We start from the raw sequence: 25,452 nt of genomic DNA, 5'->3' as shown, positions 1-25,452 counted from the left end.
GCCTACGTGAGGGTTCGGACGTTTGTTCGACCGACACGCGCGTCACCGTCGGGCGAGCCGTTCCGCGTCGGCCCAGGCCCGCTGCGCGGGGGTGAGCGCGCCCCCGGTCGCGGACGGCTCCGGCGTGCCGCCGCGCCAGGCGTGGCACAGGGCGAGCGCGAGCGCGTCGGCGGCGTCCGCGGGGGTGGGCAGCGCGTCCAGGCGCAGGATGCGGGCCACCATCGTCTGCACCTGCCGCTTGTCGGCTCCGCCGTACCCGGTGATGGCGGCCTTCACCTCGGTCGGGGTGTGCGTGTCGGCCGGGATGCCGTGCTCGGCCGCCAGCAGCAGCGCGATGCCGCTGGCCTGCGCGGTGCCCATCACCGTGTTGCGGTTGTTCTGGGCGAACACCCGCTCCACCGCGACCACATCCGGGTCGTACTCCTCCAGCACCGCGCGGATGCCGGCGGCGATCAGCTGCAGCCGCTTCTCGATCCGGGCATCGGCCGCCGAGCGCACCACGCCCACGTGCACGAGTCGCGCCGAGCGATCCGGCGCGACGTCGACGACGCCGACACCGCACCGGGTCAGGCCGGGGTCGATGCCCAGCACCCGAAGTCGTCGGCCGCCCATCTGCCCAGCCTAGGAGCGACCAGGGCGTGCGCCGGGCACCGACGCGCGCCTTCGCCGCCGGTCGGCTCAGTCGTCCTGCTCGAGCTCGGCCTGCACCGCCGCCGACAGATCGAAGTTGCTGTACACGTTCTGCACGTCGTCGCTGTCCTCGAGCGCATCGATCAGCCGGAAGACCTTGCGGGCCGTGTCGGCGTCGACCTCGACCTTCAGCGACGGCACGAACTCGACGTCGGCGGACTCGTAGTCCAGCCCCGCCTCCTGCAGCGATGCGCGCACCGTGACCAGGTCGGAGGCCTCGGTGAGGACCTCGAACCCGGACGGGTGCGCTTCGACCTCTTCGGCGCCCGCCTCCAGCGCCGCCATCATCACGTCGTCCTCGGTGGTGCCCTCGCCGGAGACGACGATGACGCCCTTGCGCGTGAAGTTGTACGACACGCTGCCGGGATCGGCCAGCGTCCCGCCGTTGCGGGTCAGCGCCGTGCGCACCTCGGCCGCCGCACGGTTCCGGTTGTCGGTGAGGCACTCGATCAGCAGCGCCACACCGCTGGGCGCGTAGCCCTCGTACATGATCGTCTGGTAGTCGACCGATTCGCCGCCGACGCCCGCGCCGCGCTTGATGGCGCGGTCGATGTTGTCGTTGGGCACCGACGTCTTCTTCGCCTTCTGGACGGCGTCGTACAGCGTCGGGTTTCCGGCGAGGTCGGCGCCCCCGATCTTGGCCGCGACTTCGATGTTCTTGATGAGTTTGGCGAAGGACTTGGCACGTCGCGCGTCGATGACGGCTTTCTTGTGCTTGGTCGTCGCCCACTTGGAGTGGCCGGACATGCCTTCCAGTGTACGGAATCTCAGCGGATCATCTTCTGCAGGGTCCGCAGATTGCGGGTCGTGGTCCATGACCGGTACCGCGCACGGCCGAGGATCCGACCGAACGGCGCCGTCAGCGTGGTGCCCACCCGCGGGCTCCAATAGACGACGCCCTCGCCGGCACGCACCGGGTCGGCGTCGCCGTCCGCGGATGCCGCGGCCTGAAGCAGTTCGGCACGCACGGCGTCGTCCGGGCAGAACACGACGTACGGCTGGCGCGCGGCATCCGCGTCGTCGAACGGGAAGGCGTCGACGGTGGCCCGCAGCTCCTCGGCGGTGACCAGGACGATCCACGCGTCGTAGCCGAAGCGGTCGCGCAGCGCCTGCTCGATGCGCACCTTCAGGTGCGCCCGGTCGGCCGCGGCATCCGCCTCGAAGCAGACGTTGCCGCTGGCGAGCACGGTGCGCACGGCGCGCGCACCCAGGCCCGCGAACAGCTCGGAGAGCTCGGCGTTCCGGATCGTGATCCCGCCCACGTTCACGCCGCGCAGCAGCGCCGCCCAGCGGGTGACATCCGGTTCCACGCTCGCCATAGGCGCCAATCTAGGCAGCCGCTCGGACACGGACCTCATCCAGCAGCAGGGCGTGGAACCGGGTCTCGCCGTTCATCTCGGGATGGAACGAGGTGCCGATCAGCCCGCCCGCCCGCACCGCGACCACCGTGCCGTCCGCCAGCGCCGCCAGGGTCTCGACCCCCGGCCCCACCTGCTCGACCTGGGGTGCGCGGATGAAGACCGCGTGCACCGGCGGTGCGCCGACCGCCGGCACGTCCAGGTCGGTCTCGAACGACTCGACCTGGCCGCCGAACGCATTGCGACGCACCGTGACATCCAGACCTCCGAACGTCTGCTGACCCCGGATGCCGTCGGTGATCCGGTCCGCGAGCAGGATCAGTCCGGCGCAGGTGCCGTACACCGGCAGGCCGTCGGCGATCGCCGCGCGGATCGGGCCGGCCAGGCCGAACGTGCGCGCCAGCTTGTCCATCACGCTGGACTCGCCCCCCGGGATGACGAGGCCCTGCATCTCGGCCAGCTCGGACGGGCGCCGCACGAGCACCGCGTCGGCGCCCAGCCCGGCCAGGATCCGGACGTGCTCGCGCACATCCCCCTGCAGGGCGAGGACGCCGACGCGCGGCCTCCAGGTCACCAGCCGCGCTCGGCGAGGCGGTGCGGCGCCGGCAGGTCGGACACGTTGATGCCGACCATGGCCTCGCCCAGGCCGCGCGAGACCTCGGCGATCACCGACGCATCGTCGTAGAACGTGGTCGCCTTCACGATCGCCGCCGCGCGGGCGGCCGGGTCGCCGGACTTGAAGATCCCCGAGCCGACGAACACGCCGTCCGCGCCCAGCTGCATCATCATCGCGGCGTCGGCGGGCGTGGCCACTCCCCCGGCGACGAACAGCACGACCGGCAGCGCGCCGGTCTCGGCCACCTCGGCCACCAGGTCGTACGGCGCCTGCAGCTCCTTGGCGGCGACGTAGAGCTCGTCCTTGGTCATCGAGCGGAGCACGTTGATCTCGCCGGAGATCTTGCGGATGTGCTTGGTGGCCTCGGACACGTCCCCGGTCCCGGCCTCGCCCTTGGAGCGGATCATCGCCGCCCCCTCGTTGATGCGGCGCAGCGCCTCGCCCAGGTTGGTGGCCCCGCAGACGAACGGCACGGTGAAGCCCCACTTGTCGATGTGGTTGGCATAGTCGGCCGGCGAGAGCACCTCGGACTCGTCGATGTAGTCCACGCCGAGCTCCTGCAGCACCTGCGCCTCGACGAAGTGCCCGATGCGCGCCTTGGCCATCACCGGGATGGAGACGGCCTCGATGATGCCGTCGATCATGTCGGGGTCGCTCATCCGGGACACGCCGCCTTCTGCGCGGATGTCGGCGGGCACCCGCTCGAGGGCCATCACGGCCACGGCGCCGGCATCCTCGGCGATCTTCGCCTGGTCGACCGTGACCACGTCCATGATCACACCGCCCTTGAGCATCTCGGCAAGCCCCCGCTTGACCCGGCCGGTCCCCGCGGTGCGAGAGTCGTCTGCCATGATTTCCCCTTCGTCGTCGTGCCAATGCCATCCATTGGCATATGCCAAAAAGTACCACGTCCGCGTACAGTCGACTGCGGGGGTGCCATGGACAGCACGATCACCGGCCGGACGGCCGCCGACATCGCCGACAGCGTGCGCGGACTGCACGAGGTCGGCGCGCTGCGGGCCGGCGACCCGCTGCCGCCGGTCCGCGTGCTCGCCGATCGTCTCGGCGTGCATCGCAACACCGTGGCGGCCGCGTACGGACAGCTCTCGCAGGCCGGTCTGGTGCAGACGCTCGGGCGGGGCGGCACCCGCATCGCCGCGGTGACCGCGGTCGCCCAGGAGGGCTTCGCCGCCGGCAGCGTGCTGCGCGACATCGGCACAGGCAATCCCGATCCCGAGCGCATCCCCGACATCTCCTCCGCCCTGGCGGGTCTGGCCGGCCGGCCGGTGCTGTACGGCGAGCCGGTCATCGACCCCGAGCTCGCGCGCTGGGCGACCGCGTGGATGTCCGAGGCGATCGATCCCGCGCTGCCGGTGCGACTGACCATCACCAGCGGGGCCGCCGACGCCGTCGACCGGCTGCTGGCGCAGGCGATGACCCGCGACGACGCCGTCGCCCTCGAGGACCCGTGCTTCCTGGCCAGCCTGAACACGGTGCGGCTGGGCGGCTACCGGCCGGTGCCGGTGCCGGTGGACGGCGAGGGGATGACGGTGGCCGGGCTGCGATCCGCCCTGGCCGCCGGCGTGCGGGCGGTGGTGTGCACCCCCCGCGCCCAGAATCCCACGGGCGCCGGCCTGACCGCGCGCCGCGCCGCCGCGCTGCGGGCGATCCTGGCCGACCACCCCTACGTCCTGGTGATCGAGGACGACCACTTCTCCATGCTCTCGACGCAGCCGTACCACTCGCTGATCGGACCGGACCATCGCCGGTGGGCTCTCGTGCGCTCGGTGTCGAAGTTCCTCGGACCCGACATGTGCCTGGCCGTCGCAGCATCCGATCCCGACACGGCGGAGCGTCTCGCCCAGCGGCTCAGTCCGGGCACGACGTGGGTGAGCCATCTGCTGCAGCGGCTCACCGTCGCGCAGATGACCGATCCAGGCGTGCTCGAGCGGATCCGGGCCGCCGCCGCCCACTACGCCGCACGCAATGCCGCGTTCGCGCACGCGCTCACCGCACGCGGGGTGCCGTGCACCGCCGGTGACGGGCTCAACCTCTGGGTGGCGCTGCCGGTCGAGGCGCGCGGCGTGGCCGAGCAGCTCATGCGCCGCGGATGGCTGGCACGTCCGGGTGCCGAGTTCCAGCTCGCGGACGACGCGGCCTCCCGCCATCTGCGCCTGACGGTGCACGATCTGGACGACGCCGGAGCCGTCCGGCTGGCCGACGACGTGGCCGCGTCCGTCGATGCGGTCCGTGCCGTGGGTCGTGCGATGATCGATCGGTGAAGATCCTCTCCATCCAGTCCGCGGTCGCCTACGGTCACGTCGGCAACTCGGCCGCCGTCTTCCCCCTGCAGCGCATCGGCGTCGAAGTGCTGCCGGTGTACACCGTGAACTTCTCCAACCACACCGGCTACGGGGCCTGGCGCGGGCCGATGATCAGCCCGGACGACGTGCGCGAGGTCATCACGGGCATCGAGGAGCGCGGCGTGCTCGGCGAGATCGACGTGGTGCTTTCCGGCTATCAGGGCGGCGAGGGCATCGCCGATGTGATCCTGGATGCGGTGGCCCGGGTGAAGGCCGCGAACCCGGCAGCGGTTTACGCGTGCGATCCGGTGATGGGCAATGCGAAGTCGGGATGCTTCGTCGCACCCGCCATCCCGATCCTGCTGCGCGAGCGGGTGGTCCCGGCCGCGGACCTGATCACGCCGAACCAGTTCGAGCTGGGCTTTCTCACCGAGACCGAACCCGGGGACCTGGAGTCCACGCTCGCCTCCGCCGACAGGGCGCGGCAGATGGGGCCGCGCACAGTGCTCGTCACCAGCGTCGAGCGGCCGGAGCGGCCGGAGGGCACGATCGAGATGCTGGCGGTCACCGACGACGGTGCCTGGATCGTGCAGACCCCGCACATCCCGATCAAGGCGAACGGCTCGGGAGACGTCACCGCGGCACTGTTCAGCGCGCACTTCCGCGCGACCGGCGATGCCGCCGACGCCCTGGCCCGGACCACCTCGAGTGTCTTCGACCTTCTGACCCTGACCCACGGCTCCGGGCAGCGCGAGCTGCAGCTCGTGGAGGCGCAGGAGTCCTACGCGCACCCCCGGATGCAGTTCGAAGTGACCCGGGTTCGCTGAGCCGCACTCCCTGTTCAACGCGCGTGCGCGTGGTGCGTGCGCGCGATGATGACAACCCCCGGTGGGCCCTCGCAACCTGACACGCCGCGGCTTGGCCAGTCTCTGGCGGCGCGTTAGCGTCGTGGACGCATGACGTATCCCATCGACGCAGGCCATGCCCGTTCCCCGGATCCGACCGGGGTTCGGATCGCCTCCCCTGCCCTGGTGCACGGTGCGGGGATGTGGCGCGTCGCCGCGGACTCCGGTGAGCTCGATCTGAACTCGTCGTACATGTACCTGCTGTTCGCCCGCGACTTCGCCGCGACCTGCCGCGTCGCACTCGTCGAGGATCGTGTCGTCGGGTACGTCCTGGGGTATCGCCGGCCGGACGACGCGCAGTGCCTGTTCGTCTGGCAGATCGCCGTGGACGAAGACCAGCGCGGCCGCGGCCTGGCCGGCCGCCTGCTGGATGACCTCGTCGATTCCGCACCGGACGGATCACCTCCCGTGCGGTTCCTCGAGACCACGATCACCGACGACAACTCCGCATCCCAGCGTCTGTTCCAGCGCCTCGCGCGGACACGCCGGACGTCGCACGAGACGACGCCGCTGCTGGACGCGGGGCACTTCCCCGACCTGCACCATCCCGAACGACTGCACCGGATCGGACCGCTCGTCCCGGCGAGCGATCGACCCGGCCACACCTGAGGAGGACTGCCATGCCCATCACCGACTCCAGCACCGACGTGTTCACCGCGCTCGAATCCGAGGTCCGCAGCTACTCGCGGTCATGGCCCGTCGTCTTCGACCGGGCGGTCGGCAGCCATCTCTACGACGAGGCCGGCAACGAGTACCTCGACTTCTTCTCCGGGGCGGGCGCGCTCAACTACGGCCACAACAATCCGCTGCTCACCCAGGTGCTGCTCGACTACATCGGCAGCGACCGCATCATCCACTCGCTGGACATGTTCACCACGGCGCGACGCGAGTTCCTGCAGGCCTTCGACTCCACGATCCTGCGCCCGCGCGATCTCGATTACCGTGTCGTCTTCCCCGGTCCCGGCGGGGCGAACGCGGTCGAGGCGGCGCTGAAGCTGGCACGGAAGGTCACCGGGCGGGAGTCGATCGTGAACTTCACCAACGCCTTCCACGGAATGACGCTGGGGGCCCTCTCGGTCACCGGCAACTCGCTCAAGCGGGGCGGTGCCGGCATTCCGCTCGTGCACGCCACTCCCATGCCGTACGACGACTACTTCGACCGGGATTACCCCGACTTCTTCTACTTCGAGCGGCTCCTGACCGACAGCGGCAGCGGTCTGAACACCCCGGCCGCCGTGATCGTGGAGACCGTGCAGGGCGAGGGCGGCATGAACGCCGCCCGCGCCGAGTGGCTGCGCGGCCTGGCCGCGCTGTGCGCCGAGCACGAGATCCTGCTGATCGTCGACGACGTGCAGATGGGCTGCGGACGCACCGGCGGATTCTTCAGCTTCGAAGAGGCCGGCATCACCCCCGACATCGTCTGCCTGTCCAAGTCGATCAGCGGCTCCGGGCTGCCGATGGCGCTGACCCTCATCCGCCCCGACCTGGACGTCTGGGAGCCCGGCGAGCACAACGGCACCTTCCGCGGCATCGCGCCCGCCTTCGCCACCGGAGCCGCCGCCATCCGGGAGTACTGGCAGGATGACGCCCTGGCGCAGTCCACGGTCCGCAAGGGCGCCCGGGTGGAGAGCCGGTTCAACGCCCTCGTCTCGCGTCATGGCGCCGAGACGCTGGTCGCGAAGGGACGGGGACTGGCCCGGGGCCTGCAGACGCCCGACGGCTCGACCGCCGACGCGATCTGCCGCGCGGCGTTCGCCGAGGGCCTGCTGATGGAGACGTCCGGTCCCGAAGGCCAGGTGGTCAAGCTGCTGCCGGCGCTCACGATCGCCGACGACGACCTCGACCACGGCCTGGACATCATCGACGCGGCCGTCGCCGACGTCGTGACCGCCCGCTGACACCCACACACCCGCAGGAGAGGAACCCATGCTCGTTCGCACCATCGCCGAGATCACCGACACCGATGCCGACATCCGCACCGAGAACTGGCGCAGCAAGCGCATCGTCCTCGCGCGTGAGGGGGTCGGATTCTCCGTCCACGAGACGACGCTGTACGCCGGAACGGAATCGGAGTTCTGCTATCAGAACCACATCGAGGCCGTCTTCATCGTCTCCGGCGAGGGCGAGATCGAAGACCTGGCCACCGGAGAGGTGCACCAGCTCGGACCGGGCTCGCTCTACCTGCTCAACGACCACGACCGGCACCGGGTGCGACCGCGCACCGACATCCGCACCGTGTGCGTGTTCAACCCGCCGGTGACCGGTCGCGAGGTGCACGACGAGAACGGCGTCTACCCGCTGCTGACCGAAGCCACCGCCTGACCGCACGAAAGAGGAAGGACACACGATGACCACTGCCACCATCGAACAGGATCTGTACCCGACCCGCCTGACCCAGGCTCGGGAGCCGATCGAGCGCGACCAGCCGACGGTGTGGGGCGACGCCGATTCCGGCCCGTTCACCGCGGAAGAGCTCCGCGCGCACGAGTCCCGCGGATTCACCGTGCTGGAGGACTTCATCACCGCCGGAGAGGTCGAGCGCTACTCGGCCGAGCTGCAGCGGCTGTCGACGGACCCGTCGCTGGCCGCCGACCCCCGCGTCGTGCGGGAGCGGGCGACCGGTGCGGTACGCTCGATCTTCGCGGTGCCCGCGCTGAGCGAGGCCCTGCGCGATCTGACGCGCGACCCGCGCCTGCTCGATCGCGCCCGCCAGCTGCTGGGCGGGGATGTCTATCTGCACCAGACGCGGATCAACTACATGCCCGGATTCGGGGGCACCGGCTTCTACTGGCACTCGGACTTCGAGACCTGGCACGCCGAGGACGGGATGCCGATCCCCCGCGCCGTGAGCTGCTCGATCGCGCTCACCGACAACTATCCGTTCAACGGCGGCCTGATGGTGATGCCGGGCTCGCACCGCACGTTCATCTCCTGCGTCGGCGAGACCCCGGAGGACAACCACCGGTCCTCACTGCAGGCGCAGGAGGTGGGAGTGCCCACGGAGGAGGACATCACCCGACTGGCCGAGCGGTACGGGATCGACCAGTTCACCGGTCCGGCCGGCTCGGCGCTGTGGTTCGATGCGAACATCATGCACGGATCGGGCAACAACATCACGCCGTTCCCGCGGTCGAACATCTTCCTGGTCTTCAACAGCGTCGACAACGCGCTCGCCGAGCCCTATGCGGCGTCCGCACCGCGGCCCGAGCACATCGCCCACCGCGAGGACGTCACCCCGCTGCGCTGAACCGGGCGCTCACTCCCGCCACGCGTCGGCGACGGCCTGCCGCACCTGCCCCAGCAGCTGCGGCAGCGCCTTCGTCTTCGCGATGATGGGGAAGAAGTTGGCGTCGGTGTCCCAGCGCGGGACGATGTGCTGGTGCAGGTGCTCGTCGACCCCGGCGCCGGCCACCCGCCCCTGATTCATCCCGATGTTGAATCCGTCGCAGCGCGACACACCGCGCAGCACCTGCATCCCACGCTGAGTGAGCGCGGCGATCTCGCCGACCTCCTCGGGAGTGGCCTGATCGTACGTGGCCACGTGCCGATACGGGCACACCAGCAGGTGGCCGGAGTTGTACGGGAAGAGGTTCAGCAGCACGTAGGCGCTGCGTCCGCGGTGCACGATGAGGCCGTCCTCGTCCGACTTGCCCGGCGCCGAGCAGAACGGGCACGCCTCGCGCATGGCGTCGGCACCGGCCTGGATGTAGGCCATGCGGTGCGGCGTCCACAGGCGCTGGAACTCGTCCGGCACCCCGGGCAGCTCGCTGGCGGCGACCAGGCCGGGGACGTCCGCAGACTCGTCGTGGGTCACGCGAGATCCTCGGCCGTGTTGACCAGCGTCTTGTGCTCCACCGCCGCACGGATCAGCCGCACCGCCTCGTCGACCGGAACGCCGTTGCGCTGGGTGCCGTCGCGGAACCGGAACGAGACGGCACCGGCGGCGCGGTCCTGTTCGCCGGCGATCAGCTGGATCGGCACCTTCTGCGTGGTGTGGGTGCGGATCTTCTTCTGCATCCGGTCATCGCTGTGGTCGGCCTCGGCCCGCACCCCTTCGACCTTGAGCCGCGTGATGATGTCCTCGAGGTAGTCGCCGTACTCCTCGGCGACCGGGATGCCGACCACCTGCACCGGCGACAGCCACACCGGGAACGCCCCGGCGTAGTGCTCGAGCAGGATCGCGAAGAACCGCTCGATCGACCCGAACAGGGCGCGGTGGATCATGACCGGCCGGTGCTTGGATCCGTCGGGACCGGTGTACTCCAGCTCGAAGCGCTCGGGCAGGTTGAAGTCGAGCTGCACGGTGGACAGCTGCCAGGTGCGGCCGAGCGCATCCTTCGTCTTCAGGTCGATCTTCGGGCCGTAGAAGGCGGCCTCGCCGGCCACCTCGGTCAGTTTGAGACCGGATGCCTGTGCCACCCGCCGCAGCGCGTCGGTGGCCACCGCCCAGTGCTCCTCGTCGCCGATCCACTTCGACTTCTCGTCGTCGCGCATCGACAGTTCGAGCTCGAACTCGGTCAGGCCGAAGTCGCGCAGCATCGACAGCACGAATTCCAGGACGCTGGACGCCTCGTCCTCGAGCTGATCGAAGGTGACGAACAGGTGCGAGTCATCCTGCGTGAAGCCGCGCACCCGGGTCAGGCCGTGCAGGGCGCCGGACAGCTCGTACCGGTAGACGGTGCCGTTCTCGTAGAGCCGCATCGGCAGGTCGCGATAGCTGCGCGCCCGCTCCCGGTACACCAGGATGTGCATCGGGCAGTTCATCGGCTTGAGGTAGTAGTCGATGCCCTGCTTGGTGATCTCGCCGTTCTCGTCGCGCTCCTCGTCCAGCCGGATGGGCGGGAACATGCCCTCCTTGTAGGTGACGAGGTGGTTCGACTCGAGGAAGAGGTCCTTCTTGGTGATGTGCGGGGTGTAGACGTAGCTGTAGCCGGCCTCGCGGTGACGACGCAACGCGTGCTGCTCCATCTCCTGCCGGATGATGCCGCCGCGCGGATGCCACACTGACAGACCGGATCCGATCTCGTCGGGGAACGAGAAGAGGTCCAGTTCCCGGCCCAGACGCCGGTGGTCGCGCTTGGCCGCCTCCTCGAGGCGCTGCTGGTAGGCGCGCAGCTCGTCCTTCGTCGGCCAGGCGGTGCCGTAGATGCGCTGCAGCTGCGGGTTCTTCTCACTGCCCCGCCAATAGGCGCCGGCGACGCGCGAGAGCGCCCATCCGTTGCCGATCAGACGGGTGCCGGGCAGATGCGGGCCGCGGCACAGGTCCTTCCACACGGTCTCGCCGTCGCGATTCACGTTGTCGTAGATGGTGAGCTCGCCTTCGCCGACCTCGACGCTCGCGCCCTCGGTCTTGGCCGCTCCGGGACCCTTCAGCCCGATCAGCTCGAGTTTGAACGGCTCATCGGCCAGCTCCGTGCGTGCCTCCTGCTCGCTGACGACCCGGCGCACGAACCGCTGGTTCTCGCGGATGATGCGCTGCATCTCCTTCTCGATGGCCTTCAGGTCCTCGGGGGTGAACGGCGTCTCGGTGCCGAAGTCGTAGTAGAAGCCGTCGGCGATCGGCGGGCCGATGCCGAGGTCGGTCTGCGGCCTGATCCGCTGGACCGCCTGGGCGAGGACGTGCGCGGCGGAGTGGCGGAGGATGTCGAGCCCGTCCGCGCTGTCGATCGTGACCGGCTCGACGACATCCGTCGTCTGGACGGTGGTGGCCAGATCCTTCAGGTCGCCGTTGATGCGCAGGGCGACGACGGAGCGGTCGGGAAACAGGGCGAAGCCGTCGGTGGTGGTCACCACCCGATTCTATCGACGACCGCCCGCTCGCTCAGGCGAGGGTCAGATCGACCTGGATCTCACCGGCGAGGCGCTCGAGTTCGGCCACGGCGGCCGCCAGCTCGGCGCCGCCGGCGGCGCGGACGGTCACGGTTGCCTCGAAGAGCTCGCCCCCGGCCATGGGCGCAGCCACGGTGCGGCTGGTGAACCGGTCGATGGTCAGTCCGCCGCCGACGAGCGCCCCGGTGATGTCGCGGACGATCCCCGGTCGGTCGTTGCCGAGCACGGTGAACGTCACCTTGTCGCCCGGCGCCGCCTCTGCGGGTTCGACTGCGCGGTACGGCGTGATCGTCAGCAGCCCACTGAGTTCGCGCAGCGCGGCCGTCAGGTCATCGCTGCGGTCGTCGGCCACCTCGATCAGCACGATCCCCGCGAATGCCCCCGCGAGCTCGGCGAGTTCGCTGCGCTCCCAGTTCCCGCCGTGCGCAGCGACCAGATCCGCCAGCGCCGTCACCAGTCCGGCACGGTCGTCTCCGACGACGGTGAGCACGAGGTGGGCCATGCACGCGAGCCTACTGCGACGGCCGCCCGCTGTGCGTGAGTTCGCGCTCGCCGTGCGTGGGGGCCGCGGTCGGCTCGGCCGGGTGATCCGTGACCGCGGCATCCTGGCGCGGCACCGCGTCCGGCCGCCAGGCGGCCCGCGCGCGCACCGCGCGGGAGATGTGGTGCGCCGGGCGCTCGACGATCAGCCAGAAGACCCAGGCGACCACGAGCGCGAGCGGGACGGCGGTCAGAAGCGTCCAGCGGGACGCGTCCGTGATGTTGGCCATCAGGATGACGATCGGCTCGTGGATCAGGTACAGACTGAACGAGATGCCGCCGAGCCAGGCGATCGGCCGCCAGGTGAGCACCCGCCGCAGCGTCGTGCAGTGCACGGCGGCGATGACCAGGATCGCGGCTCCGATCACGATCGGCGCCTGCGAGAGGGCGACGGCCGGGCCGTGTCCGAGGGGGCCGAGCAGCAGCCAGTGCATGCTGAGGAGGAGCCCGGCGACGACCAGCACGATCGACCAGACCAGCGCCCCCGCGCGGCGGGTCAGGCGATCCACTGCCCGGCCGATCCGATCCCATTCGCCCTCGATCGCGACCCCGACTCCGAAGATCGGCAGGTACTGCAGCGGGGCCACGTCCTGGCTGGCGCCGACCGCTGACAGCACGATGCACGCGAGTCCCAGCATCCAGGCCGGGATGAGCCGCACGGCGTATGCGGCCACCGGCAGCAGCAGCGAGAAGATGACCTCCCACCGCAGCGTCCACAGGGGCGAGACGACGCCGGAGGTCCCGCCGACCAGCGTCAGGTCGCGCAGGATGTCCGAGGGCGAGTAGCCGGGGACCCGGTCCAGCCACGGGCTGGAGGTCGCTCCGTCGTGCGGGAGCATCAGGACGAAGTAGCAGAACGCGACGGCGCCGATGACCGGCAGCCAGAGCCGGAGCACGCGCGACGGGAAGTACGAGAACCAGTCGAACGAGCGCGACCGGACCGCCCGGGCCAGGACGAACCCGGAGAGGACGAAGAAGACCACGACCGCCTCGGCGCCGGCCCAGACCAGGTGCAGCGGCGAGTACACCAGCGCGATGCGCCAGGGGGCGTCCCCGACCGATCCGCCGTAGTAGCCGGATGCCAGCAGCGGCGACACCAGGAGGCTGTGGTGGACCACCACGACGAGCGCTGCGATCCCGCGCAACCCGTCGAGGGCGGACAGTCGTGACGTTGCTGACATCTCCTCAACGTTACGAAGCCGTTATGAACGGAGGCTGAGGATACGCGCCCTGTGAGAGGACTCTCATCGCCGGAGGTTGCGCTGTGAGGCCGGAGACCCTCGCCAGACCGGGGGTTCTCTGGTGTCATGCGTGACGGTCGCGAACGAGCGGCCAGAGGATCATCAGAAATGCGACCAGCCCGACCACGAGGGGCACGACCTCGGGCAGCAGACCCGCGAGGTCCAGCGCGGTGTACACCGCCACCATCGCGAAGGGGATCCAGCTGGTCACCCGGGCACGCCACGCCGCCGCCGCGAAGACCAGCAGTGCGAGGGGGGTCGCGAACAGGCCGAAGAACAGCGCATCCGGCAGTTGCGCCGACAGGATCGAGGTCGCCGCCGCGTCCGGTGCCCCGGTCGTGATGAGCGTGAGGCACACCAGGTGCACCGCAGCGCCTCCCGCACCCGCGACCGCCCCGATCGCGGCCAGCATCGCGCCGAGCGAGGCCAGCCAGACGCCCCGATGCCGCAGGGCGCTGATCAGCGCGAACGCGAGGCCCAGAAGGAACAGTGGCGTGAGGAACTCGAACAGCACCTGCGTGCGGATGCCCGGCAGGTTCGCCTGGATGTGCGCGAGTTGGGCGGAGGGGCTCGCATCGCCGTCCACGGTGCTGACGACGCTTTCGATGAACGACGAGCAGAAGTAGCCGATGGCGCAGAGGATGCCGGCGGCCGAGCGTGTACGCTGCCCGATGCCGGCCTGCGGGGCCGCCACCTGAGTCGGCCAGATGAGGGTGGTCACGATGTTCTCCCAACGTTGTCTGATGAACCGAACCCGTTGAGCGTAGAAATCCGCCGGGCACCCGCGCATCGCCGGTCTGGATGCCGCAGGTCGTCGCACCGGTGGGACCTCCGCGGCCCGGGGTCCTCCACACAGAGGATCCGTGTCGTCCGCAGCGACGATGGGCCGCGCCCCGGGCCGCAGTATCGTCAGGGCATGAGATGGCGCGCGGCGTTCATCGCCGACGAACCGCGACCGACGATGGCCGAGATCGTCCTGGCCGGCGCTCTCTGCCTCGCTGCCCTGCTGCAGGCCGCCACCGGCGGCGTCAGCGTCCCGGCTGTCGCCGTCGCGGTGCTGCTCGGCCTTGCCGTGCTCGGGGCGCGGACGATGCCGCTGCCGGCCACGGCGATGCTGTGCGCGGCGATCGCCGTCGCGGCCGGGGCGGGGATGGTGCCCGACGATCAGATAGCGCTGGTCGTGGCATCCATCGTCGTCTGCTATCGCTGCGCGGCCTGGGCTGCGGCGCCGGTCGCGATGATCACGGTCGTGGCCGTGGTGGCATCCATCGTGACGACCACACCGCACACGCCCGCGGACGTGGTGTGGGAGTCGGTCCTGATGGTGCTGCCGGTCGTCGCGGGCTGGGCGATGAAGCGCCACCGCCGCGTGCTGCACGAGCTCGAGGTCGCCTACGCCGAATTGGACGCCTCTCGTGAGGAGCGCGCGGCGGCCGCGGTGGACGCCGAGCGTCTGCGGATAGCCCGCGAACTCCACGACGTCATCGCCCACGGCGTCAGCGTGATGGTGGTGCAGGCCGGTGCCGCGGATGCAGCGCTCGGGAAGGATGCCACGACCGCCCGCCGTGCGGTGCAGGCGATCGAGCGGACCGGCACCGAGGCCCTGCGCGAGCTGCGCGGACTGCTGGGCGTGCTGCGCAGCAGTGACGGCGATTCGTCGAGGTCGCCGCAGCGCGGGCTCGGAGACCTCGGTGACCTCGTCCGCGAAATCGGTGAGGCGGGGCTGGTGGTGCGCCTGGATCGCGACGGCCCGGAGGTGTCGATTCCGGCGGGAGTGGATCTGGCGGCCTATCGGATCGTGCAGCAGGCGCTCACGAACGCCTTGGCCCACGGCTCGGGGCCCGATGCCGCCGTCCGGGTGCGCACCACCCCCCACGCACTCGCCCTGACCGTGAGCAACCGGTGCGCCGGCGCCGCGCCGCCGGTGGCCGGCCACGGCATCGCCGGCATGCGCGAACGTGCCGCCGCATTCGGGGGCACCGTCGAGATCCGCACCGATCGGCCAGGCGAGTTCGTCGTCGCGGCACGGCTGCCGTTGGAGGTGCTGTGATCCGGGTTCTCGTGGCCGACGACCAGGTGCTGGTGCGCGATGGACTCGCGACGATGCTCGAAGCCGAGGACGACCTCGACGTCGTCGCGGTCGCCGTCGACGGACGCGAGGCCGTCGAGGGGGTACGCGCACACGCGCCGGACGTCATCCTCATGGACGTGCGGATGCCGGTGCTCGATGGCATCGAGGCCACCCGCCAGATCGTGGCCAGCGGGCAACGGTCGCGGGTGCTGATCCTGACCACCTTCGATCTCGACGAGTACGTCTACGATGCGATCCGGGCCGGCGCCAGCGGCTTTCTCCTGAAGGACGTCGGGCGCGCCGACCTGGTCCACGCGGTGCGCTCGGTGGCACGCGGCGACGTGCTGCTGGCTCCCGCCGTGACCGCGCGTCTCATTGCCGAGTATGCTCGCCGACCTCCGCCGGGCGGTACGGCCGATTCCGTGCGAGCGCTCACCGCGCGCGAGCTCGACGTCCTCCGGCTCGTCGGCAGGGGTCTGGGCAACGCCGAGATCGGCGCTCGCCTGTTCATCGCCGAGACGACCGTGAAGACGCACGTCGCCCGGGTGCTGGCCAAGCTCGGGCTGCCCGATCGCATTCACGCGGTGGTCTTCGCCTACGAGACCGGGCTCGTCACGCCGACCCGGGAGTGGGACGATTCGTGACGCAGAAAACCCGCGGGATTCCGCGGGTTTTCCTCGTGCGCGATACTGGGATCGAACCAGTGACCTCTTCCGTGTCAGGGAAGCGCGCTACCGCTGCGCCAATCGCGCCCACAACGGGCTGTTCACTTGTCCGGCCGGAACCGGGAGTGGAGGTGGCGACGGGATTCGAACCCGTGTAAACGGCTTTGCAGGCCGGTGCCTAGCCTCTCGGCCACGCCACCGTGTGGATCAAAACCATGGGGTTCGAACACCACGGCGTGGTCTTCCGGGAAAGACCCCCGCACTCGAGCGGATGACGAGATTCGAACTCGCGACCCTCACCTTGGCAAGGTGATGCGCTACCACTGCGCTACATCCGCATTGCTCCGGATCTCTCCGGCGCATGGAAAACTCTAGCTGATTCCGGCGGCTGCACCAAACCACCGGGCGCCCGCGCGTGTTCCGTGCGGGCGGTTCGAAGCGGGCTCACAGATCGGGTAACATCGGTACTCGGCCCCACGGGTCATGGGCGATTGGCGCAGCTGGTAGCGCGCTTCCTTCACACGGAAGAGGTCGTCGGTTCGAGTCCGGCATCGCCCACCGAATATCGGATGTTCACACCGCGACATCAGCGGGTTGAGCATCCTCGCCGCTGCCGGCTCAGACGGACGCGCGACGACGTGTCAGGGCGTCGACCATCTGCCTCGACATCGTGTTCAGTGTCGCGGAGCCTTCGTCGTCGACTGCGGTCAGCACCCGGATCTCTTCATCGGTGAGATGTGGCGCGATCTCGGCCGCGCGGACGTTGTCGGCCAGATGCTCCGACGATCTGGTGCCGGGGATCGGGATGATCACCGGTGAACGCCGAAGCAGCCAGGCCAGAGCGACCGTGGATGGGCGGACGTCCAGTCGCCGAGCCGGCTGCGTGAGTGCGTCAGGTTCGCCGAGCGCACCGGAGGCGAGGGGAAAGTAGGGCACGAATGCGATGCCGTCGCGTTCGCAGGCTGTCAGAACCTCGATGCCGCTTCGGTCGATCAGGTTGAAGCGATTCTGCACTGCGGCGATCGTCGTCATCTGCTGTGCGCGCTCCAGCATCTCGGGAGAGGCGCCGGACAGTCCGATATGGCGGATCTTGCCCTCCTCGCGCAGCTCGATGAGGGCGCCGAGCGATTCCTCCAGCGGCACTTCCTCGGCCGGCGTGTTCGCCGGGGCCTGGCTGTCGCCCCAGAGGCGGAGGTAGGTGAGCGCACTGGACTCGGTGCGCATATCGAGCAGAGCGTCTTCGACCTGGGTTCGCACGGTCTCTGGCCGGCTTTCGGTCAGCCATTCGCCGGCGGGGCCGCGCCACGCACCGACCTTGTTCCCGATGACGACGTCGTCAGCGAACGGGCTCAGCGCGCGTCCGATGAGCTGATTGACCGTGCGAGGACCGTAGGCGTTGGCGGTGTCGAAGAACCGCACCCCTTTGTCCACGGCTTGTCGCAGGATCTCGATCGCACCGGTGACGTCGTCGGGCAACCCGATCACCCCGGGACCGGCCAGCTGCATGGCGCCGTACCCGAGGCGAGGCACACGATCTCGACCTCCCAACAGGTGCGTGGCTGCGACATCCTCGGTGGTCGAACTGTTCATTCGTCTCGTCCTTCTTCTCGAGCGTTCCGCATTGGAGAAAGGTGTTCGGTCAGGGTGCGCAGCCACTGCCGCAGCAGGGCTTCCTCGGCCGAGGTGAACAGCTCCGAGGCGGAGCTGAGCCTGGCAAGCACCAATCGGGCGGCCTGGCCGGCGTCAGCGGGCTCTGAACAGTGGCCGGTGAGCTCGGCCATCAAGGCCGTGCACATCGAGCGCGCCAGTGGCCCGGTGGCGGTTCCGCCACGGCGATTGAGCTGGGTGACGCATCCGATCGCCATCGCCATCGTCATCGCGACCGCCTCGTCCACGTCCATGCGGAGCAGTCCCGCCTCGGCGAGCGTCTCCAAGCCGAGGCGCAGCTGCTCCTCGGCGATCTGCGCCGCACGAGTGGCACTGCGACCCTCCTCGCGGTCATGCATGAGCGCGTACAGCACCGGGTTCTCCACGCCGAAGCCGACATGCATCTCCCAGCCCGCCGCGAAATCGACCAGCAGATCGCCGGAGCGAGGGACGGCGCGCTTGCGCTCCAGGTAGGCGGCGAAGGCCTCTTCAATGACAGCCTGCAGCAGACCGTCCTTGTCTCCGAAGTGGTGGTACAGCGTGGGCGCCGCCACACCGGCCGCCTCATACAGCTCCCGAGTGCTCGGCTCGCGACGCGGATGCTCAACGAGCAGCGAACGCGCCGCTGCCATCAGACGCTCTTTACCCGAGTCCATATACCGATGGTATATCAGGGAAGGGCGACTAGATCGCCGATATAGCCAACACCGTGTTCACAGGCCGGAGGCTCCAGGATCCCGAGCACTCTGCATCCGATCTCAGACCGCCACGACCCACCCATAGCGCTGATGCAGCACCGCGGCGACTCGCGCGAACCGCGCGCCGTCCAGCGCGGCCGCCTCGCGGCGCATCCCGTCGTGGTGGACGAGGTAGACCTGATCGATGTCCACCCACGACTCTCGCCCCTGCACGTCCCAGGGACCCGAGCCGATCGACAGGAAGTCGCGGTCGCCGTCGTGCGATCTGCTCGTCAGCTTCACGGCATAGACGCTGTCGGCGTCGTGCCGTCCGATCACCAGCACGGGTCGGTCCTTTCCCCGCCCGTCCCGCTCCTGATAGGGCACCCACGTCCAGACGATCTCGCCCGCGTCGGGGTCGCCGTCCGTCGCCGGCGCATAGGTGATGCGCAGTCCGTCGCGTCCCGGCGGTGCGATCTCGACGGTGGCCGCGGGTCCCGCGCCTCCCGGAGACGGCTCGACGCCGTCCGACCCCCGAGGGGTGGGACGGCGTCGAGCGGTGGAGCGCGCGGACGGGCGCAGCAGTCCGAGCAGGCGGGACAGGATGCCGGGGGCAGCGCTCATCCGGCCACCCTATCCGTCGGTGTCAGCTGAGAACCTTCTCCGGCTCCCGGGTCGGGGCCTGCACCGGGACCGGTCCGGTGCTGATCCCCTCGTCGGGGAACTCGTAGCCGCTCTCGCCGTGCACCACGGTGTCCACCCCGGCCAGCTCGTCTTCGCTGCGGATGCGGAAACCCATCGTCTTCTGGATGGCCCAGCCGATCAGCCACGAGATGCCGAAGGAGAAGACCATCACCGACAGCGCGGCGATCACCTGCACGATCAGCTGGTCGGCGTTGCCGCCGGTGAACAGGCCGGTGCCGGTCGCGAAGAAGCCGAGGTAGATGGTGCCCAGCAGGCCGCCGACCAGGTGGACGCCCACGACGTCGAGCGAATCGTCGATCCGCAGCAGGTACTTCAGCTCGACCGCCTTGGCGCACACCACGCCGGCCAGCAGCCCGAGGACCAGAGACCAGCCGGGGGTGAGGTTCGCACAGGCCGGCGTGATCGCCACCAGCCCGGCCACGGCGCCGGATGCGGCCCCCACCGACGTCGGCTTGCGCCCGGTGATCCGCTCGATCAGCAGCCACCCGAGGATCGCCGCGGCTGTCGCGCCGAGCGTGTTGATCGTGATGAGGCCGATCGGCGACCCGGCGGCGGCGATGCCGTCACCGGCGGCGGCGGCGCCGCCGTTGAAGCCGAACCAGCCGAACCACAGCAGCGCCGCGCCCAGCAGCACGAGCGGCACGTTGTGCGGCCGGTTCATCTGCTTGCTGAACCCGACGCGCTTGCCCAGCACGAGCGCCAGCGCCAGGGCCGCTGCGCCGGCGTTGATGTGCACCGCCGTGCCGCCCGCATAGTCGATGACGTTGGTGCTCAGCCCGAGGTGGGTGCCCAGCGAGGCGATCCACCCGGACGGGTTCCACACCCACCCCGCGACCAGGAAGTAGTCGAGCGTGACGAACAGCAGGACGAACAGCATCCACGACCCGAACTTCGCGCGATCGGCGATCGCGCCCGAGATCAGGGCGACCGTGATGATGGCGAACGTCGCGCCGAACGCCACGCCCACCAGGTCGACGTTCGAACTCGCTCCGGACGCGAGGTCGGCCAGCCCGAAGTCGGCGAACGGGTTGCCGATGAAGCCGACCCACCCGGTGGACACATTCTGCATGCTGAACCCGTAGAGGATCCACAGCACGGCGACCAGGCCCATCGCCCCGAAGCTCATCATCATCATGCTGACGACGCTCTTGGCCCGCACCAGTCCGCCGTAGAAGAACGCCACGCCCGGCGTCATGAGCAGTACAAGGGCCGTCGCCACGATGTACCACGAGAGGTTTCCGCTGTCCATGCCGGACAGTCTGGGGCCGGCACGTTTCCGCCGGCGCCGCGGTTCGTTTCGCGGGTGTTACAGCACCCGGCCGAATGTGAACATCAGGTTTCGGCGGTCAGGACGCCGTCAGCGCGATCAGCCGCGAGACGGCCCGCAGATACTTCTTCCGATAGCCGCCGGCCAGCATCTCTGCACTGAACGCGTCGCTGAGCGCATGCCCGCTGGCGCGGATCGGGATCTGCGCGTCGTATGCGCGGTCGATGAAGGCGACCAGCCGCAGCGCCTCGGACTGGTCGTCCAGCTGCACGACGTCGCGCAGTCCGATCTCGTCGACGCCGTCGATGAGCCGGATGTACCGCGACGGGTGCACCCGTGCGAGGTGCGCGACCAGCCCCGTGAACGCGTCGTCCGACACGACCCCGGATGCCGCGGCATCCGCGATCGTCCGCTCGTAGTCCGTCTCGCCCAGCACGACGGCCGCGCCGTCCACGGCCCGCTGCCGGTAGTCGGTGCCGTCGATCCGGATGGTCTCGAACGCATCGGCCATGGCCTGGATCTCGCGCAGGAAGTCCTGCGCGGCGAAGCGTCCCTCGCCGAGGGCATTCGGGGGCGTGTTGGATGTCGCGGCCAGCCGCGTGCCGGTGGCGACGAGCTCGCCGAGCAGGCGGGTCATCACCATCGTGTCGCCCGGGTCGTCCAGCTCGAACTCGTCGATGCACAGCAGCTGCGAACCCCGGAACAGGTCCACGGTCTTCTGATACCCCAGGGCCCCGACCAGCGCCGTGTACTCGATGAACGAGCCGAAGTATTTCCGCGCCGCGGGCATCGCGTGGTACACGGCTGCCAGCAGGTGCGTCTTGCCGACGCCGAACCCGCCGTCCAGATACACGCCGGGCTTGGTCGGCGGGGCCTTCTTCGCGCGACGGAACAGTCCGCCCTTGCCGGCGGCCGCCGTCGGATTGCTGAACGCGGCCAGCTTCTCCTTCGCCTCCAGCTGGGACGGGTATGCCGGGTCGGGGCGGTACGAGTCGAAGGTGGCCTCGCGGAACTGCGGCGGCGGAACGAGGGCTGCGACCATCTCGGGTCCCGTCACCTGCGGCAGACGGTCGGTGAGATGCACGATTCCGGTGGTCACGGGCGGCGGCTCCTGCGGGGCGGGCATGTCCGAAGGCGGCCGAACATGACGGAGTGTGAAAGAACGGGGACGACGCCCGAACAGGCGGCTAATGTCGAATCAGACGGCATCCACCCTACGCCGTCACCACCACATCGCCTGATCTGAGGAGACTCCCGTGCCCGTTGCGCTCGACACGTCATCCGCCAAGTTCGCCGAGTACGCCGATCCGGCGCGCCTGGTGACCGCCGACTGGCTCCAGGAGCGGCTGGGTGAACCGGGCCTGGTGGTCGTGGAATCCGACGAGGATGTGCTCCTGTATGAGACCGGCCACATTCCGGGCGCGGTGAAGGTGGACTGGCACACCGAGCTGAACGACCCGGTGGTGCGGGATTACCTCGACGGCGCGGGCTTCGCCCGCCTGCTCTCGCGCAAGGGGATCGCGCGCGATGACACCGTGATCATCTACGGCGACAAGAACAACTGGTGGGCCGCGTACGCACTGTGGGTGTTCTCGCTGTTCGGCCACGAGGACGTGCGGCTGCTGGACGGCGGCCGCGACCTGTGGATCTCGCAGGGGCGCCCGATCACCACCGAGCGCACGGTGCGCGAGCCCGTCGAGTATCCGATCGTGGAACGCGACGACAGCACGCTGCGCGCCTTCCGCGAAGACGTCCTGGCGCACTTCGGCAACCCGCTGATCGACGTGCGCTCCCCCGAGGAGTACGCGGGCGAGCGCACCAGCGCCCCCGACTATCCCGAGGAGGGCGCCCTGCGCGCCGGCCACATCCCCACCGCACGCAGCGTGCCGTGGAAGCGGGCGGTCGCCGACGACGGCACCTTCAAGCCGCGGGCCGAGCTCGAGGCCGTGTACCGCGAAGAGCTGGGCCTGAAGGATGCCGACCCGATCATCGCCTACTGCCGGATCGGGGAGCGCTCCAGCCACACCTGGTTCGTGCTCCAGCACCTGCTCGGCTTCCCGGACGTGCGCAACTACGACGGCTCGTGGACCGAGTGGGGCTCGCTGGTCCGGGTGCCCGTGGCCTCCGGCGCCGAACCCGGGTCCGCGCCGGCCGCCCGCTGACCGGCGTGGGAGAATGGCGGGGATGACCCAGCCACAGCTTCCCGACACGCTCGCCGAGATCCGCGACGAATTCCTCGAACTCGAGGAGTCGGAGCGCCTCCAGCTGCTCCTGGAGTTCTCACACGAGCTGCCGGCCGTCCCCGAGCGCTACCAGGACCATCCGGAGCTGTACGAGCGCGTGAGCGAATGCCAGTCTCCGGTGTTCATCGCCCTCGAGGTGGATGCGGACCGCACGGTCGCGATGCACGCCACGGCACCGCCGGAGGCTCCCACCACGCGCGGGTTCGCCAGCATCCTCGTCCAGGGGATCACCGGGCTGTCGGCCGCGGAGGTCCTGGCGATCCCGGGCGACTACCCGCAGAGCCTCGGTCTGACCCGCGCGGTCTCGCCGCTGCGCCTGGCCGGGATGACCGGGATGCTGGTGCGTGCGCAGCGTCAGGTGCGGGCGCTCACGGCGATCGCCGGCTAGCTGTACCCGGCCATCAGGTTGGTAGCAGTCGGCTGATCGGCGGGTGGCCTCCGAGTGCGCTATGGCGACGTTCATTGTTGTAGTGCTCGAGCCAGGGTGCAAGGGCTGCGGCTCGCTCTGCATTGCTGGTGAAGGTCTGGCGGTAGGCCCACTCGGTGGCCAGGGTCCGGTTCAGTCGCTCGACTTTGCCGTTCTGCCAGGGGCAGTGGGGCTTGATGAACTTCTGCCGGATCTCGTGCGTCGCGCAGACCTCGCGGAGCGACCACCTGTAGGCCCAGGCGTTGTCGGTCATCAACCGCTCGATCCGGGTGATGCCGTGCGCGGCGAAGTAGACGATCGCGCGCTCGAGGAACGCAGCGCATGTCGGCCCCTTCTCGTCGGGAAGGATCTCGCTGTAGGCCAGCCTGGAGTGGTCGTCGATGAGGGAGTGGACGTAGTCGAAACCGACCTTGGTGTTGCGGTCGCGTTGGATCGACGCGCTGGCGCGGCCGTGGGCGCGCCATCCGCCGCCGTCAGGGATCCGGCCGAGCTTCTTCACGTCCATGTGCACCAGTTCGCCCGGCTGGTCGCGTTCGTACCGCACTGCGGTCTGCTTCGAGGAACGGATCACTTCGCCGGTGATCGGATCGCATTCGCGCAGGTAGGGCACGTTGTGCCGGCGCAGGATCCGGGACACCGTTCGTGCGGGCACCCCGACCTTCGGGCCGAGGACATCGGGGCCGCTTCGCTCCTTGGCCCGTGCAGTGAGGACCCGCTGCTCGATCTCGTCGCTGGTTCTCGTGGGCATCGTGTGAGGTCGTGACGACCGCGTCGCGAGTCCAGCATCGCCTTCGGCGCGAAAACGATCGATCCAGGTCTTCACGCACTTCCGGGAGATGCCCATCGCGGCGGCGATATGGGCTTGCGGCCAACCCGCTTGGTGGCGTTGGACGATCAATCGGCGACCGTGAACGGTCAGTCGCGCGTTACCGTGGGACACGAGAACCTCCGGTGGGTCGTGGGCCTTAGACAAGCCACATCCCACTCGGAGGTTCTCGTTCGCTCAACCAGGCTCGCCGCTACCAACGTCCTGGCCGGGTACAGCTAGCGCGATCCGGCGACGGCCGACAGCCCCATGTCGGCCAGCCACGTGCGGATCGTGTCGCTCCATCGCTGCGGGTCGTAGTTCCACAGCTTGGTGTGCCGCGCGACCTGGAAGCTCTCCAGCCGGACGAGGTCCGGGCGGGCACCGGCCAGCCGGTGCGACGCCCCGGACGGCACGAATCCGTCGTCATCACTGTGCAGGATGAGGACCGGATGCCGCAGCTCGGCGGCCCGGGCCACGATGTCCAGCCGATCCAGCGAGATCGCCCGCGTGCCGGTCAGCCCCGTGGCCCACTCGGACTGCAGCGCTCCCATCGCCAGGTCCGACACCGGCTCGGGCAGCCGCAGCAGCTGGGCCTGGTAGCTCAGCACGGCGCGCCAGTCCACCACCGGCGATTCCAGGATGATCCCGGCGATCGCGTCACGATGCACCGAGCCGAGCTCGAGCTGCAGGGCGATAGCACCGCCCATCGACCAGCCCATCAGGATCACCCGCTGCGCGCCTCGGCGCAGCGCGAAGCCGACCGCGGCATCCACATCGCGCCATTCCGTCGCGCCCAGCCCGTAGCGGCCGTCGCGGCTGCGGGGAGCGTCGCCGTCGTTGCGGTAGGAGACGACCAGCACCGGGAAGCCGAGCGCGTTCAGCACGGGCACCGCACGCAGGCACTCCTGCCGCCGCGTGCCGCGTCCGTGGATCTGGATGACCCAGGTGTCGGCATCCTCGGCGCCCGGGAACAGCCACGCCGGGCACGGACCGAGCGGCGAGCCGACCAGCTCGGCGCGGAACGGCAGCTGCAGCTGCTCGGGCGCGTCGAAATACCAGCCGCTGAACGCCGCCTCGGCGGCCAGTCGCGACTCCGACCCGATCTCGGTCAGCAGCTTGCGCTTCACGGTCGACGAGTCGGCGCTGAGCACCGTGCCCACCTTGACGTACGACTCGGTCCCGGACGTGAACAGGCCGTACTGACCGGGCAGCTCGGTGTCGGCCGTGCGGCGCAGGGTGATCGTCTGCGACGGCACGTCCAACCCGACGATCGTGGTGTCCGGGACGCGCGCGCTCGGCGTCACCACCTTGCGCGCCATCCGGATCGACAGCAGTCCCCAGGCGGCGAGGGTCACGCCCAGCCCGGCAGCGAGGGCTGCTGCGGCTGCGCGCAGTCCGGAGCGGAGGAGGGGTGAGGCGCCGCTGCGTGCGGCGCGCCTGGAGGGCATCATCGAGCCTTC

27 protein-coding genes and 4 tRNA genes are annotated in these 25,452 nt (G+C 69.8%); 11 read left to right on the top strand and 20 right to left on the bottom strand.

Features of this window, described 5'->3' with window-relative positions; translation table 11 throughout:
- Nucleotides 1–42: 42 nt before the first annotated feature.
- The 5 genes from ruvC to pdxS all read right to left on the bottom strand — a co-directional run bounded on the left by ruvC (nucleotide 43) and on the right by pdxS (nucleotide 3,515).
- Nucleotides 43–612 carry a crossover junction endodeoxyribonuclease RuvC gene (gene ruvC, locus AC0L6F_RS02260; RefSeq protein ID WP_473539024.1) on the bottom strand — a complete coding sequence of 190 codons (570 nt, stop codon included), beginning with the start codon at nucleotides 610–612 and terminating at the stop codon, nucleotides 43–45.
- Nucleotides 613–678: 66 nt separating this feature from the next.
- The gene (locus AC0L6F_RS02255; protein ID WP_259611975.1) at nucleotides 679–1,437 is read right to left on the bottom strand and encodes a YebC/PmpR family DNA-binding transcriptional regulator; all 759 of its coding nucleotides are present in this window, start codon (nucleotides 1,435–1,437) and stop codon (nucleotides 679–681) included.
- 20 nt (nucleotides 1,438–1,457) lie between these two features.
- Nucleotides 1,458–2,009 carry a DUF1697 domain-containing protein gene (locus tag AC0L6F_RS02250; RefSeq protein ID WP_259611974.1) on the bottom strand — a complete coding sequence of 184 codons (552 nt, stop codon included), beginning with the start codon at nucleotides 2,007–2,009 and terminating at the stop codon, nucleotides 1,458–1,460.
- A gap of 10 nt (nucleotides 2,010–2,019) precedes the next feature.
- On the bottom strand, nucleotides 2,020–2,622 hold the full coding sequence (pdxT, locus tag AC0L6F_RS02245; RefSeq protein WP_259611973.1) for a pyridoxal 5'-phosphate synthase glutaminase subunit PdxT: 603 nt from the start codon (nucleotides 2,620–2,622) through the stop codon (nucleotides 2,020–2,022).
- Nucleotides 2,619–3,515 (bottom strand): pyridoxal 5'-phosphate synthase lyase subunit PdxS, encoded by an 897-nt coding sequence (pdxS, locus tag AC0L6F_RS02240; RefSeq protein ID WP_473539023.1) that lies wholly within the window; start codon nucleotides 3,513–3,515, stop codon nucleotides 2,619–2,621. Before pdxS ends, pdxT begins: the two co-directional genes overlap by 4 nt.
- An 87-nt stretch (nucleotides 3,516–3,602) precedes the next feature.
- On the opposite strand from pdxS, the gene AC0L6F_RS02235 reads away from it, so the two are divergent.
- From AC0L6F_RS02235 to thpD, 6 genes are all read left to right on the top strand, one after another.
- Nucleotides 3,603–4,946: an aminotransferase class I/II-fold pyridoxal phosphate-dependent enzyme gene (locus AC0L6F_RS02235; protein ID WP_473539022.1), complete on the top strand. Its 1,344-nt coding sequence runs from the start codon at nucleotides 3,603–3,605 to the stop codon at nucleotides 4,944–4,946.
- Nucleotides 4,943–5,794 carry a pyridoxal kinase PdxY gene (pdxY, locus tag AC0L6F_RS02230; RefSeq protein ID WP_473539021.1) on the top strand — a complete coding sequence of 284 codons (852 nt, stop codon included), beginning with the start codon at nucleotides 4,943–4,945 and terminating at the stop codon, nucleotides 5,792–5,794. Before AC0L6F_RS02235 ends, pdxY begins: the two co-directional genes overlap by 4 nt.
- A gap of 129 nt (nucleotides 5,795–5,923) precedes the next feature.
- Entirely contained in the window at nucleotides 5,924–6,481 is a 558-nt protein-coding gene (gene ectA, locus AC0L6F_RS02225) for a diaminobutyrate acetyltransferase (protein WP_259611972.1), read from the top strand.
- 11 nt (nucleotides 6,482–6,492) lie between these two features.
- Nucleotides 6,493–7,770 (top strand): diaminobutyrate--2-oxoglutarate transaminase, encoded by a 1,278-nt coding sequence (gene ectB / locus AC0L6F_RS02220; RefSeq protein WP_473539020.1) that lies wholly within the window; start codon nucleotides 6,493–6,495, stop codon nucleotides 7,768–7,770.
- Nucleotides 7,771–7,798: 28 nt separating this feature from the next.
- Nucleotides 7,799–8,194, top strand: a complete 396-nt coding sequence (locus tag AC0L6F_RS02215; protein WP_259611971.1) for an ectoine synthase — start codon at nucleotides 7,799–7,801, stop codon at nucleotides 8,192–8,194.
- Nucleotides 8,195–8,219: 25 nt separating this feature from the next.
- Nucleotides 8,220–9,119: an ectoine hydroxylase gene (gene thpD, locus AC0L6F_RS02210; protein ID WP_473539019.1), complete on the top strand. Its 900-nt coding sequence runs from the start codon at nucleotides 8,220–8,222 to the stop codon at nucleotides 9,117–9,119.
- 9 nt (nucleotides 9,120–9,128) lie between these two features.
- Here thpD and AC0L6F_RS02205 read toward each other — a convergent pair whose 3' ends face one another.
- From AC0L6F_RS02205 to AC0L6F_RS02185, 5 genes are all read right to left on the bottom strand, one after another.
- Complete coding sequence (locus AC0L6F_RS02205) at nucleotides 9,129–9,686, bottom strand: HIT family protein (RefSeq protein WP_473539018.1); 558 nt, start codon at nucleotides 9,684–9,686, stop codon at nucleotides 9,129–9,131.
- Nucleotides 9,683–11,665, bottom strand: coding sequence for a threonine--tRNA ligase (gene thrS, locus AC0L6F_RS02200; protein ID WP_473539017.1), 1,983 nt, complete (start codon nucleotides 11,663–11,665; stop codon nucleotides 9,683–9,685). The genes AC0L6F_RS02205 and thrS overlap by 4 nt, the downstream gene beginning before the upstream one ends.
- A gap of 28 nt (nucleotides 11,666–11,693) precedes the next feature.
- Nucleotides 11,694–12,203, bottom strand: a complete 510-nt coding sequence (locus AC0L6F_RS02195) for a glycine cleavage system transcriptional repressor (protein WP_473539016.1) — start codon at nucleotides 12,201–12,203, stop codon at nucleotides 11,694–11,696.
- A gap of 10 nt (nucleotides 12,204–12,213) precedes the next feature.
- Entirely contained in the window at nucleotides 12,214–13,422 is a 1,209-nt protein-coding gene (locus tag AC0L6F_RS02190; RefSeq protein WP_473539015.1) for an acyltransferase family protein, read from the bottom strand.
- Between the two features lie 124 nt (nucleotides 13,423–13,546).
- Entirely contained in the window at nucleotides 13,547–14,203 is a 657-nt protein-coding gene (locus AC0L6F_RS02185; RefSeq protein ID WP_473539014.1) for a hypothetical protein, read from the bottom strand.
- 195 nt (nucleotides 14,204–14,398) lie between these two features.
- Here AC0L6F_RS02185 and AC0L6F_RS02180 point away from each other — a divergent pair, with 195 nt between their 5' ends.
- Together AC0L6F_RS02180 and AC0L6F_RS02175 are read left to right on the top strand one after the other, a co-directional pair.
- A complete protein-coding gene (locus AC0L6F_RS02180; RefSeq protein WP_473539013.1) occupies nucleotides 14,399–15,532 on the top strand; it encodes a sensor histidine kinase in 1,134 nt (377 codons plus the stop codon).
- The gene (locus tag AC0L6F_RS02175) at nucleotides 15,529–16,197 is read left to right on the top strand and encodes a response regulator (RefSeq protein ID WP_259611963.1); all 669 of its coding nucleotides are present in this window, start codon (nucleotides 15,529–15,531) and stop codon (nucleotides 16,195–16,197) included. The genes AC0L6F_RS02180 and AC0L6F_RS02175 overlap by 4 nt, the downstream gene beginning before the upstream one ends.
- Nucleotides 16,198–16,233: 36 nt before the next feature.
- On the opposite strand, the gene AC0L6F_RS02170 is transcribed toward AC0L6F_RS02175, so the two are convergent.
- From AC0L6F_RS02170 to AC0L6F_RS02160, 3 genes are all read right to left on the bottom strand, one after another.
- Nucleotides 16,234–16,305: transfer RNA gene (locus AC0L6F_RS02170), tRNA-Val, on the bottom strand.
- 39 nt (nucleotides 16,306–16,344) lie between these two features.
- Nucleotides 16,345–16,418: transfer RNA gene (locus AC0L6F_RS02165), tRNA-Cys, on the bottom strand.
- 66 nt (nucleotides 16,419–16,484) lie between these two features.
- Nucleotides 16,485–16,556, bottom strand: a tRNA-Gly gene (locus AC0L6F_RS02160).
- 147 nt (nucleotides 16,557–16,703) lie between these two features.
- Here AC0L6F_RS02160 and AC0L6F_RS02155 point away from each other — a divergent pair.
- Nucleotides 16,704–16,776 (top strand) — tRNA-Val (locus AC0L6F_RS02155).
- A 60-nt stretch (nucleotides 16,777–16,836) separates the two neighbouring features.
- Here AC0L6F_RS02155 and AC0L6F_RS02150 read toward each other — a convergent pair.
- The 5 genes from AC0L6F_RS02150 to zapE all read right to left on the bottom strand — a co-directional run bounded on the left by AC0L6F_RS02150 (nucleotide 16,837) and on the right by zapE (nucleotide 21,640).
- A complete protein-coding gene (locus AC0L6F_RS02150; RefSeq protein ID WP_473539929.1) occupies nucleotides 16,837–17,808 on the bottom strand; it encodes an aldo/keto reductase in 972 nt (323 codons plus the stop codon).
- Nucleotides 17,805–18,521: a TetR/AcrR family transcriptional regulator gene (locus AC0L6F_RS02145; RefSeq protein ID WP_473539012.1), complete on the bottom strand. Its 717-nt coding sequence runs from the start codon at nucleotides 18,519–18,521 to the stop codon at nucleotides 17,805–17,807. Before AC0L6F_RS02145 ends, AC0L6F_RS02150 begins: the two co-directional genes overlap by 4 nt.
- A 102-nt stretch (nucleotides 18,522–18,623) precedes the next feature.
- Nucleotides 18,624–19,166 carry a type II toxin-antitoxin system PemK/MazF family toxin gene (locus AC0L6F_RS02140; protein WP_473539011.1) on the bottom strand — a complete coding sequence of 181 codons (543 nt, stop codon included), beginning with the start codon at nucleotides 19,164–19,166 and terminating at the stop codon, nucleotides 18,624–18,626.
- A 22-nt stretch (nucleotides 19,167–19,188) separates the two neighbouring features.
- Entirely contained in the window at nucleotides 19,189–20,496 is a 1,308-nt protein-coding gene (locus AC0L6F_RS02135) for an ammonium transporter (protein WP_259611959.1), read from the bottom strand.
- Nucleotides 20,497–20,593: 97 nt separating this feature from the next.
- Nucleotides 20,594–21,640, bottom strand: a complete 1,047-nt coding sequence (gene zapE / locus AC0L6F_RS02130) for a cell division protein ZapE (protein WP_274638321.1) — start codon at nucleotides 21,638–21,640, stop codon at nucleotides 20,594–20,596.
- A gap of 130 nt (nucleotides 21,641–21,770) precedes the next feature.
- Here zapE and AC0L6F_RS02125 point away from each other — a divergent pair, with 130 nt between their 5' ends.
- Together AC0L6F_RS02125 and AC0L6F_RS02120 are read left to right on the top strand one after the other, a co-directional pair.
- Nucleotides 21,771–22,676, top strand: a complete 906-nt coding sequence (locus AC0L6F_RS02125; protein ID WP_473539010.1) for a sulfurtransferase — start codon at nucleotides 21,771–21,773, stop codon at nucleotides 22,674–22,676.
- 22 nt (nucleotides 22,677–22,698) lie between these two features.
- Nucleotides 22,699–23,145, top strand: a complete 447-nt coding sequence (locus AC0L6F_RS02120) for a SufE family protein (RefSeq protein WP_259611957.1) — start codon at nucleotides 22,699–22,701, stop codon at nucleotides 23,143–23,145.
- A gap of 13 nt (nucleotides 23,146–23,158) precedes the next feature.
- Here the strand turns inward: AC0L6F_RS02120 and AC0L6F_RS02115 are convergent, their stop codons facing one another.
- A complete protein-coding gene (locus AC0L6F_RS02115) occupies nucleotides 23,159–24,124 on the bottom strand; it encodes an IS481 family transposase (protein WP_274636416.1) in 966 nt (321 codons plus the stop codon).
- A gap of 104 nt (nucleotides 24,125–24,228) precedes the next feature.
- Nucleotides 24,229–25,443, bottom strand: coding sequence for an alpha/beta hydrolase family protein (locus AC0L6F_RS02110; RefSeq protein WP_473539009.1), 1,215 nt, complete (start codon nucleotides 25,441–25,443; stop codon nucleotides 24,229–24,231).
- Nucleotides 25,444–25,452: the final 9 nt, after the last annotated feature.

It is taken from the genome of Microbacterium sp. G2-16M (assembly GCF_055809115.1).
The sequence above is the reverse complement of the archived record's forward strand: the minus strand, read 5'-3'. Positions and strand labels throughout refer to the sequence as shown.